Origin of the sequence: Actinophytocola sp. (genome assembly GCF_009379765.1) — a bacterium.
Classification (GTDB): domain Bacteria; phylum Actinomycetota; class Actinomycetes; order Mycobacteriales; family Pseudonocardiaceae; genus Actinophytocola.
This window is the reverse complement of the sequence record NZ_WHTD01000234.1, coordinates 1-10,113: the sequence shown is the minus strand read 5'-3', so window position 1 is coordinate 10,113 and position 10,113 is coordinate 1. Positions and strand designations below refer to the sequence as shown.

The following is a 10,113-nucleotide window of genomic DNA, read 5'->3' as shown; positions in this document are numbered from 1 at the left end:
TCCTTCGCCCGCGAACAGAAACAGGCCGGTGGCCGCTTCCCCCGCCAAACCGACGAGTACAAGAAACCCCTCCCACCCAAAACCAAGATCATATTTTGGCGCCTGACAACAAGATCACCCCAAAGTTAGCGGCATTGGCCCGACGCCCACACCAGCCCCACCATTCAACTGTGCGATCTCGGTTGATCCTGACACTCCCGTTCGTTCCGTTTCGGCTGGGCAGCGGTCGAAGTGGCTGCCGCGCTCATCCTCGCGAGCGGACCGTGGCGGCCATGTCCTGGGTTGCCTACCGCGACCGGCGTGAGGCGAACGCGCCGACGTGACTACCGGGTCGCCGAACCACGACCGGATACGCCGCTGGGCCCGTGCTCCACGACCGAGGAAGGACGGCCAAGCCGCCCGCTCAGCCGAGGTGGATGCCGCCGTTCACATTCAGCGTCTGGCCGGTCACGAACGCCGCCTCCGCGGAGGCCAGGTAGCGCACCGCCGCCGCCACCTCCTCCGGCGCGCCCGGTCGGCCGACAGGAATCTGCTTTCCCTTGTGGTGATGGGGAATCCCGTCCCGGGCGGTGTCGATCAACCCGGGCGACACGGCGTTCACCGTGATGCCGCGCCCCGCGTACTCGATCGCCAGCGCCTTGGTGAGCCCGATGATCCCCGCCTTGGCCGTCACCACGTGCGCGCGCATCGCCGCGCCGGTCTGCCCGGTCACGCCGGCGATGTTGACGATCCGCCCCGCGCCCAGCTCGAGCATCCCCGGCAGCACCGCCGCGCTGCAGTGGAACGCGCCGTCGAGCACGACGCCGAGGATCTCGTGCCAGTCGGCGTCGGTGATCTCCTCGAACGGCTGCTCCCTGCGCACCGCGGCGTTGTTGACCAGCACGCCGATCGGCCCCAACGAACCGGCCACTGTGGACACAGCACTGTGGACCGCGGCGGCGTCCCGGACGTCGGCCAGCTCGACGTGGGCACGCCGGCCGGCGGCGCGTACGAGCCCGGCCACCTCCTCGGCGGCGGCGCGGTCGGACCTGACGACCAGCCCGATGTCGTGGCCGGCGTTCGCCAGGGCGAGAGCTGTCGCGCGGCCGATGTTGCGGCTCGCGCCGGTGACCAGCGCTGTCGGCATCAGGACCTCCCAGGTCGGTCGAACCGGGTGAACAGTCGGATCCACACCGGCATGAGGATGTTGACGATCACCTGCCGGCCGGTCTGCGCGGCCAGCACGAGGGTCAGCTCGCCGCCGGTGGCCGCGGCGATGACCACCATCTCCGGCGCGCCGCCGGGCGCGACCATGAGCAGGCTGGTCAGGAACGACCACGGGCTGACGGTAGCCATGCCGAGCGCGATCAGCAGCGCGACGGCGCACGTCGCGACCACCCCGGCGATGCCGCCGAGCAGCTCGGCCACGCCGTCCTTGTAGCGCTGCGCGAGGTACTCGCCGACGGTGATGCCGAGCAGTGCCTGGCCGATGATCTCCTGCAGGAACGGCGCGGCGAGCAGCTCGGGCGCGACGCCGGCCGCGCGCAGGCCGAGGCTGAGGAAGCAGCCGAACAGCAGCGGGCCGAGCAGGCTCGGCACCGGGATGCGCAGCTTCGCCGCGACCCACCAGGCGAGCAGCGAGCCGGCGAGCAGTCCGGTGACGTAGAGCCAGTTCATCGGCAGCAGCGTCTTGTGCGCGGTGTGGATCGCGCCCTGCTCGCCGGACAGGCCGAAGACGACGAGAGCCATGACGAGGACGAGCGTCATCCGCACCGACTGGACGATCGCCACGAGCCCGACGGGTTTCCCGTACTCCGCGGCGACCGACGGCATGACGCCGATCCCGCCGGGGAGGGTGGCCATGCCGGCGGTGAGGCCGTCGACGGGGCCGAGCGAGCTGTACATCCGCGCGACGACGAGCGAGGCGACGAGGATGCCGAGCACCCCGGCGGCCAGGAGCCCCAGCTGGCCGAACGATGCCTCCAGCCGCTGGCTGGCGATCCCGGGCCCGATCGCCGCGCCGATGAGGAGCTGCCCGGTCTTGCGGATCTTGGCACTCGGCGCCGCCGGGGCCTTGCTCGCGCGCGCGACCCGGCAGGCGACGACCCCGCCGAGCACGCCGCCGAGAACCCAGATGATCCCCTGCCCGGTGACCGCGAAGAGCGCCCCACCCACCGCCGCGGCGGCGGCGAGCTCCGCGGCGAGCAGCCACCGCGCCCGCTCCCCGTGGCTAGTCATGCCGCCACGCCTCGGCAGGACCTCGACTCGTGCGCGCGACCCGAACGAGCCGAAACCCCGAGCCCACGGACCGAACGGACCCGAGGTCGGCCTTCGGCCCCCCGGAATCCAGCGTAGCGAGGACGACCGACAGTTCCAGCCGCGAAGGCCGGCCACTGTGGACAACTCGCCGCGGGGCATGTTCCGCGGGGCGACAACCACGGCTGCACCGACCGGCCGCGGCCTCCGGCCCCCCGGAATCCAGCGTAGTGAGCGCCACCGACAGTTTCGGCCGATGTCGTTCACGCCTGTGGACAGCCGACGACGCGGTGTGCTCCGCTCGCCGCCCACCATGGCTGGATGGCTGACCCGCGGCCTCCGGCCCCCCGGCATCCAGCTTGGTGAGGGCCACCAACGGTTTCGGCCGACCCAACCGGCCCCTGTGGACAACCCGATGCGCGACATGCCCGGCGCAGCAACAACCACGGCTCGGCCAGCGCACCGCGGCCTTCGGCCCCCCGACATCCAGCCTAGCGAGCCCCACCGACGGTTTCGGCCGACCAGGAGGGCGCCTGTGGACAAACCGACGCGCGACGAGGGAGGTGGGCGGCGGGGTCACGCTGTCGGGGTACTTGCTGCCACGAGGTCGGACACCGCGGAGGTCGGGTCGTACGCCAGGGCCACGAGCTCCGCCGCCCGGGTGCCCAGCAGCGGCTCCGTCACCATGAAGGACTTGCGGCGCACGCCTTCCGGGTCCAGGCGGGTCGGCCGGTCCTGGGTCTCGCGGCGCACGGCGCCGGACGTGGGGACGATCTCCGCCCGCACGCCGTAGCGGGGAACCGTCTCGTCCGGGACCAGGGTCACCCGGGAGCGCAACGCGGCCACCTCCGGGTCCCGCACGATCTCGTCGGCGAACTCGGCCGGGCCCGCCTGGCCCCGCAGGTACCCGGCGGCGAAACAGTGCGTCGCGCTGAACTTGGCCTCGAGGCTGTCCGAAGGCGCCAGCCGGCCCATCGCCACCAGCACGAACGGGTTCACCGTCAGGCGCACCGCCGCCGGCAGGCCGGCCGCACCACGACCGGCGGCGACGGCCACGTCGATGATCGAATGGCTCACCACCCCGCAGGCGTACGGCTTGATCTCGTTCGCCGAAAGCTCCCAGCGCGAACCCAGGCCGTCCAGCGCCGCGGGCGCACCGTCGACCGATCCGGCGTGCAGGGCGAGCAGACCGCGGCGGCCCTCGATCGGGGCGGCCGGACCGTCCAGGCCACCCGCCGCCAGCACGGCCGCCTCGAATCCGTTCGCCGCAGCCTTGCCTGCCTGCAGCGGCTTCGCCATCGTGCCCAGTGCCTCGAGCACACCTGCGGACTGGGTGGCGGCGAGGCCGACGGCGTCGCGCAGCGCCGCGCCGGAAAGACCGAGCAGGCGGCCGGCGGCGACCGCCGCGCCCACCGGGGTCGCGATGCCGGTCAGGTGCCAGCCGCGGTCCAGCGCGGCCGGCATCAACGCGACGCCGACCCGCAGCGCGACCTCGACCCCCGCGGCGACCGCGGCCCGGAGGGCGACACCGGTGGCGCCGGTCCGCACCGCGGCCGACAGTGCGGCCGCGACCACCGGCGGTCCGGGGTGGATGATCGTCGGCGGGTGGGTGTCGTCGAAGTCCTCGACGTGGCCGGCGATCCCATGCACGAGCGCGGCCCACATCGACGGCAGCCGGTCGTCCCGGCCGAGCAGCGGCACGGACTCGGTCCCGTCGAGCGCCGCCAAGCCGGCGACCGCCGCCTCGACCGCCGGGTGCCGCGCCGCGCCGGCCATCAGGCACAGCGCGTTGCCCGTCGTCTCGGCCGTGGCGGCACGGGTGCTCGCGTCGAGGGAGTCCCAGCTCAGGTCGTGCGCGAACGCGCAGAGGTCGTCGGTGAGGGTCATGACTGCTCCGGGGTCGCGGCGTCGACCAGGGTGTGCAAGTCGGGGGCGGCCGGCAACCCGAACGAGGCCGCGGCCAGGTCGGCCCAGCCCGCGCCCAGCACCGGCTCCACCAGGCCGCGGCCCTTGGCGGCCAGCTCGGCCGGGGTGAGCGGCCGGGCCATGCTCCCGCGCGCGTGCTCGACGTGCTCGCACAGCGACGAGCCGTCGTCCAGCAGCACCGTCAGCGTCGCCTCGTCGCGGCGGCACGCGGGGTCCGGCCGCGGCGAGATCGCCAGCCGCAGCACGGCCACCTCGGGCGCGACGGCCCGCGCGTCGCTGTACTGCGGCAGACCGACCGCACCGTCGAGGAGCCCTGTCGCGACGCCGTGCACGGTGCTGAACCGCGCCTGCAGCCCGTTCAGCGGCGACGGGTTCCCGGTCAGCTCCGGAACCAGCGGGTGACACCGCAGCTCGGCCGACACCACCCGGCGCCCGGCCAGCGCCGGGTACAACGCCACCGCGGCGTCGATCGCCGGGTGGCACACGATCCCGCACGGGTACGGCTTGTACGTGTTGTCCAGCAGGTGCCACCGGGTGCCGAGGTCGGCCAGGACGATCGACGGCGCGGCCGACGGGGTCAGCACCGCGAAGAACCCGCGCGGACCGTCCAGACTGGACAGTGGGGACGACAGGCCACTGCGCGCCAGCAGGACCGACAGCACACCGTTGGCCGCCGCCTTGCCCGCGTTGATCGGCTTCGCCGCGCTGCCGAAGCCCTCCCGGTGCCCGACGGTCTGGCTCACCGCGAGGCCGATCGCCACCGCCAGCTCGGCGTCGGACAGGCCCGCCAGGAGACCGGCGGTCACCGCCGCGCCGACGCCTCCGCATGTCCCGGTGATGTGCCAGCCCGCGTCGTAGTGCGCGTCGGTCAGCGCCAACCCCAGCCGCAGCTGGGTCTCGACCCCCAGGCCGACCGCCCGGACGACGTCGGCGCCGGAGGACTCGTGCAGCCAGCCGAGGCTCAGCGCCGCACCGAGGCACGCCGCACCGGGATGGATGACGGTCGCCAGGTGGGTGTCGTCGTAGTCGTCCAGGTGCGCGGCCGTGCCGACGGCCAGCGCGGCGCCGTACGCGTCGAGCGTCGAACGCCTGCCCAGCACCGGCACGGCGGAACCCGAATGAGCCCGCACGACCCCGTCGACGATCGGGTGCGCCGCCGCGCCGACCGCCGTGTGCACCACGTTGAACAGCGTGCGCACGGTCTCCTCGTGCGCGGGCGGCGGGAGGCCGGCACCGCGATAGCGAGAGCCAAGCGCGGTCGCCAGCTCAGCAGCCATGTTCCGTATCGCGGGATAGTTGACCACAAACTCAGGCTAGTTCACGAGTTGTTGACACGGAAGATCGATATTCCTAATGTGAGCAGGGTCAATCGTGGGCAGTGGTTCCACGATTCGGAAAGCGTCGCCGCGCAAGGAGGCCGGATGACGATCACCCGTGGCACCAAGGTCTGCGTCGCCAGCCTCGCCGTGCTCGCCGCGGCCCTCGGCCTCACCTCGGGGCTCGGCGGCCGCCCGCCGGCCGAGGACAACGGCAAGAGTGACTACGCGGGTCAACGCATCCGCTTCGTCGTCCCCACCGCGGCCGGCGGCGGCTTCGACACGACGCTGCGCCAGCTCCAGCCCTACCTGGAGAAACGCCTCGACGCGACGGTCATGGTGCAGAACCTCGACGGCGCGGCCACCGCGATCGGCACCAGCGCCGGCCTCAACGCCGAGCAGAACTGCATGACCATGCTCTTCCACGGCGTCCCGCACCTGACGTTCTCCTACCTCACCCAGAACGTCGACTACACCCTCGACGACCTCGCCCCGATCGCCGGCGTCAGCATCGAGCCCGGTGTGCTGCGGGTGCCGGACGACGCGCCGTGGCGGACCTTCGACGACCTCATCGCCGACGCCAAGAGACGCCCCGGCCAGATCCGGGTCAGCGTCTCCTTGCGCACCAGCAACAACTACGTGGGCATGCGCGCGATCGAGGAGGCCTTCGGCGTCCGGTTCAACATCATCGCCTACGACGGCGGCGGCCCGTCCCGCAACGCGCTGCTGTCCGGTGAGGTCGACATGACCCACGCCGGCGCCTTCAACAGCCTCGGCCTGGAGGACTCGACCCGGGTGCTCGCCGTGCAGCAGCCGGAGAACCGCTGGGCCGACATCACCGACGACGCCCCGGTGATCGAGGACCCCGACGGCCGGCAGGCGGCGGAGAACTCGTCGCGCTACAGCGTGTGGGCGCCGCGGGCCTGCCGCGACGACTACCCGAAGCGGTACCGGGCCATGGTCGACGCGATCCACGACGCCATGTCCGACCCCGGCCTGCTGGCCGACCTGAAGGAGGTCGGCGAGGAGGCCAAGCTCGACTACCTGGATCCGGACGCGCTCGAGGCGGTCGCGAAGGACAGCGACGCCGAGATCCGCGCGATTCTCGAGGATGATCCCGATGCCTTCACCACAAGTCCGTGAGCGCGGGATCGCCGGCCTCGCCTGGTCGGCCGTCCCCGCCCTGATCGCCTTCGCCGTCGCAGGCGTGTTCCTGTTGCGGGCCGACACCATCACCGGTCCGGAGGCCACCTACCCGATCGTGCTGGCGGTCGCCGTCCTCGTCATCGGCGCGGTCAACCTCGTGCGCGACCTGCTCACCAGGCCGGCGACGGAGGACGGGCCGGCCGCGGTGCCGCGGCTGCTCGCGTTCATCGTCGTGCTGCTCGCCGCGCTCCTGCTGCTGGAGCCCGCCGGCTTCTTCCCGACGATGGTCGTGCTGGTGGTCGGCAGCCTCGTGTGCTTCGGCGTGCGCAACCCGCTGGTGATCGCGGCCGCGACGGCGCTCATCGTCGGCAGCTCCTACCTCGTCTTCGTGCGGCTGCTCGTGGTGCCGTTCCCGCCCGGCTTCCTGGGGTTGACATGAACCTGGACACGATCTCCGACGGCCTCGCCCTGCTGCTCCAGCCGATGCCGCTGCTGTGGCTGGTCGCCGGCCTGTGCCTCGGCTTCCTCGTCGGCGTGCTGCCCGGACTGTCCACATCGAACACCGCGGCGCTGCTGCTGCCGTTCGCGATCGGGCTGCCGACCGAGTCGTCGCTGATCCTGATCGTCAGCATCTACGCGGGCGCGCAGTTCGGCGGCGCGGTGCCGGCGATCCTGGTGAACGTGCCCGGCGAGGCGGGTGCCGCGGTCACCGCGCTCGACGGCTACGAGTTCACCAAGCGCGGCGAACCCGGCCTCGCCATCGGCATCGCCCGGATGGCCGCGGCGATCGGCGGCGTGGTCGGCGGGCTCGTCGTCCTCGCGCTGCTCGGCCCGCTCGGGAGGTTCGCGCTGACCTTCGGCGCCCGCGAGCTGTTCGTGGTGATCCTGCTCGGCTTCGTCGTCGCCTCGTCGCTGATGGGCGAGAGCGTCCGAAAAGGACTCCTCGTCGGCCTGCTCGGACTGCTGCTCGCCACCGTCGGCGGCGGGCCGACCACCGGCCAGGAGCGGTTCACCTTCGGCGTCCTCGAGCTGTACGAGGGCATCTCGTTCATCCCCGCGCTGGTCGGCCTGTTCGCGGTCAGCGAGATGCTCATCCTCGTCGCCCGGCACCGCGGCGGCCCGGAGTCGGAGCTCGACGTGCCGACGCTGAGCCTGGGCCAGGAGCTGCGCGCGGCCGTCCGCGGCGCGCGGGAGACGTTGCGGCACAAGGGAACTGTCGGCCAGTCCAACGCACTCGGCATCCTGCTCGGGCTGATCCCGGGCATCGGCACCACGATCGCGAGCTTCGTCAGCTACTCCTTCGCCAAGCGGCGCTCGAAGACCCCCGAGCGGTTCGGCAAGGGCGCGCCCGAGGGCGTGATCGCGGCCGAGGCGTGCGACTCGAGCGCGGTCGGCGCCACGCTCGTGCCGACGCTCACGCTGGGCATCCCCGGCTCGGCGACCATGGCCGTCGTGCTCGCCTCCCTTTACCTGCAAGGGATCCAGCCCGGTCCGCAGGTGCTGATCAGCCACGGCGCGGAGGCCTACGCCGCGATCCTCGCGCTGATCCTCGCCAGCATCCTGATCATGCCGCTCGGCGTGCTGCTCGCCAGCCCGCTCGCGATGGTGACCAAGGTGCCGGCGAAGTACCTCGTGCCGTGCGTGCTGCTGGCCTCGTTCGCCGGCTCGTTCGCGGTGCGGTACTCGCTCTTCGACGTCGGTGTGGCGATCATGTTCGGCCTGCTCGGGCTCGTCCTGCGGCTGCACGGCTACCCGGTGATCCCGCTGGTCCTCGGCCTGGTGCTGGGGCCGCTCGCGGAGGAGAACCTGCTGCGCTCGCTCGAGCTCGGCAACAACGAGATCGGCTACTTCTTCGGCTCCCCCACCGCGGTCGTGCTGTGGGCGTTGCTCGCGCTCGCTGCGGTGTACCTGTACCGCCAGTCCCGGCGCACCAGGCGGGTCGAGCCGGCCACCGAGGCACCAACCGAGGAACCTGCCGGGAGGAACGCGTGACCGTCAGCGAGCACACGCAGCGGGTGGCCGACCACATCGCGGCCGCCCGAAGAGCCGAACTCCCCGAAGGCGTCGTCACCAAGGCGTGCGCGCACATCCTCGACACGGTCGCCGCGATGGTGTCCGGCTCGCAGCTGCCCGCCGGCGTGCAGGGCGCGGCCTTCGCGGAGACCCAGCACCCGGCCGGACCGTCCACGGTGGTCGGAACGCAGATCCGCACCCGCTCGATGGACGCGGCGCTCGCGGGCGGGATGGCCGCGCACGCCGACGAGACCGACGACTCGCACCCCGCGTCGCTGTCCCACCCCGGCTGCGGCATCGTGCCGGCCGCGCTCGCCGTCGCCGAGGAGCTCGGCCGCGGCGGTGACGAGCTGGTCCGGGCCGTCGTCGTCGGCTACGACGTGGGCACCCGGGTGGTGCTCGCGCTCGGCCGCCCACCCGTGCTGACCGCGCAGAGCAGCTACTCGACCCACGCCTACGCCGCCCAGTTCGGCGCCGCCGCGGCCGCCGCGGCACTGCACCGGCTCGACGAGCGGCAGGCCCGGCACGCGCTGTCCTACGCGGCGCAGAGCGCGAGCGGGGTCACCACGTGGCTGCGCGACGGCAACCACGTCGAGAAGGCGTACGTCTTCGGCGGCATGCCCGCGGCCAACGGCGTGCGGGCGGCCGCCCTGGTCGCGGCCGGCGGCGACGGCGTCGACGACGTCTTCGCCGGGCACCCCAACTTCCTCGACGCGATCTCCCCCCGGGCCGACCTCGCGCGGCTGTCCGCCGGGCTCGGCGAGCGCTACGAGGTCCAGCACACCAACATCAAGAAGTTCGCGGTCGGCTCCCCCGCGCAGGCCGCCGTGCAGGCCGTGCTCGACCTCGTCGGGTCCGACGAGCCCGCCGCCGAGGACGTCGAGAAGATCGAGATCGTGCTGCCCGGCGACCTCGCCCAGGTCGTCGACCGCCGCCTCATGCCCGACATCAACGTGCAGTACCTCGTCGCCGGTTCGCTGCTGGACGGCCGGTTCAGCTTCGCCATGGCCCACGACGACGAGCGCATGCACGCGCCGGACGTGGTCGCGCTGATGGACAAGACCACGCTGGTTCCCGACCCGGACGTGTCCGGCGTGCGAACGGCCACGGTCACGCTGTCCATGTCGGACGGCCGAACGCTGCGCCGGCACGTCGACGCGGTCCGCGGCACCGTCGACGACCCGATGAGCCGCCAGGAGCTCGTGGACAAGTCGCTCGACCTGCTCGCGCCGGTGCTCGGCGCCGACCGGGCCCGCGAGGTCATCGACGTGATCGAGCGGCTGCCGAAGCTCGGCCAGGCGCGCAAGCTCGGCAAGCTCCTGACCGGGCCCGCTCGCTAGTGTCGTGAGTTCGAGGTTGTTTGATGTTTGCCGGGGATCCAGATCGTTCCTGGCGAGGCGGAGGGAATCCCTCATACCGGGTCGTATTCGGGTTTCCCGACAACGCGGCCAGGGGCGATCTGGGCCCCGGCAAACGC

General features: G+C 72.6%; 8 protein-coding genes. 4 read left to right on the top strand and 4 right to left on the bottom strand.

The genetic code is table 11. The annotated features are described in order from the left end of the window. Positions 1–403: 403 nt before the first annotated feature. The 4 genes from fabG to GEV28_RS40025 all read right to left on the bottom strand — a co-directional run bounded on the left by fabG (position 404) and on the right by GEV28_RS40025 (position 5,438). Entirely contained in the window at positions 404–1,126 is a 723-nt protein-coding gene (fabG, locus tag GEV28_RS40040) for a 3-oxoacyl-ACP reductase FabG (protein ID WP_291419234.1), read from the bottom strand. After that, the gene (locus GEV28_RS40035) at positions 1,126–2,217 is read right to left on the bottom strand and encodes an AbrB family transcriptional regulator (protein ID WP_291419232.1); all 1,092 of its coding nucleotides are present in this window, start codon (positions 2,215–2,217) and stop codon (positions 1,126–1,128) included. Before GEV28_RS40035 ends, fabG begins: the two co-directional genes overlap by 1 nt. Before the next feature lie 594 nt (positions 2,218–2,811). After that, entirely contained in the window at positions 2,812–4,122 is a 1,311-nt protein-coding gene (locus tag GEV28_RS40030) for an MmgE/PrpD family protein (RefSeq protein ID WP_291419230.1), read from the bottom strand. Then, positions 4,119–5,438, bottom strand: a complete 1,320-nt coding sequence (locus GEV28_RS40025) for an MmgE/PrpD family protein (protein WP_291419228.1) — start codon at positions 5,436–5,438, stop codon at positions 4,119–4,121. Before GEV28_RS40025 ends, GEV28_RS40030 begins: the two co-directional genes overlap by 4 nt. A gap of 144 nt (positions 5,439–5,582) precedes the next feature. Here GEV28_RS40025 and GEV28_RS40020 point away from each other — a divergent pair, with 144 nt between their 5' ends. Genes GEV28_RS40020 through GEV28_RS40005 form a run of 4 tightly spaced genes read left to right on the top strand, consistent with a single transcriptional unit; the run spans position 5,583 to position 9,976 of the window. Beyond that, a complete protein-coding gene (locus GEV28_RS40020) occupies positions 5,583–6,620 on the top strand; it encodes a tripartite tricarboxylate transporter substrate binding protein (protein WP_291419227.1) in 1,038 nt (345 codons plus the stop codon). After that, the gene (locus tag GEV28_RS40015) at positions 6,598–7,062 is read left to right on the top strand and encodes a tripartite tricarboxylate transporter TctB family protein (protein ID WP_291419225.1); all 465 of its coding nucleotides are present in this window, start codon (positions 6,598–6,600) and stop codon (positions 7,060–7,062) included. The genes GEV28_RS40020 and GEV28_RS40015 overlap by 23 nt, the downstream gene beginning before the upstream one ends. Further along, positions 7,059–8,615: a tripartite tricarboxylate transporter permease gene (locus GEV28_RS40010; protein WP_291419224.1), complete on the top strand. Its 1,557-nt coding sequence runs from the start codon at positions 7,059–7,061 to the stop codon at positions 8,613–8,615. Before GEV28_RS40015 ends, GEV28_RS40010 begins: the two co-directional genes overlap by 4 nt. Then, positions 8,612–9,976: an MmgE/PrpD family protein gene (locus GEV28_RS40005; RefSeq protein WP_291419223.1), complete on the top strand. Its 1,365-nt coding sequence runs from the start codon at positions 8,612–8,614 to the stop codon at positions 9,974–9,976. The genes GEV28_RS40010 and GEV28_RS40005 overlap by 4 nt, the downstream gene beginning before the upstream one ends. Positions 9,977–10,113 lie beyond the last annotated feature (137 nt).

Coding starts and splice junctions, on each gene's coding strand:
- GEV28_RS40025 (WP_291419228.1), bottom strand. CDS start 5,438: ATGGCTGCTGAGCTGGCGACCGCGCTTGGCTCTCGCTATCGCGGTGCC.
- GEV28_RS40010 (WP_291419224.1), top strand. CDS start 7,059: ATGAACCTGGACACGATCTCCGACGGCCTCGCCCTGCTGCTCCAGCCG.
- GEV28_RS40015 (WP_291419225.1), top strand. CDS start 6,598: ATGCCTTCACCACAAGTCCGTGAGCGCGGGATCGCCGGCCTCGCCTGG.
- GEV28_RS40035 (WP_291419232.1), bottom strand. CDS start 2,217: ATGACTAGCCACGGGGAGCGGGCGCGGTGGCTGCTCGCCGCGGAGCTC.
- GEV28_RS40030 (WP_291419230.1), bottom strand. CDS start 4,122: ATGACCCTCACCGACGACCTCTGCGCGTTCGCGCACGACCTGAGCTGG.
- GEV28_RS40020 (WP_291419227.1), top strand. CDS start 5,583: ATGACGATCACCCGTGGCACCAAGGTCTGCGTCGCCAGCCTCGCCGTG.
- fabG (WP_291419234.1), bottom strand. CDS start 1,126: ATGCCGACAGCGCTGGTCACCGGCGCGAGCCGCAACATCGGCCGCGCG.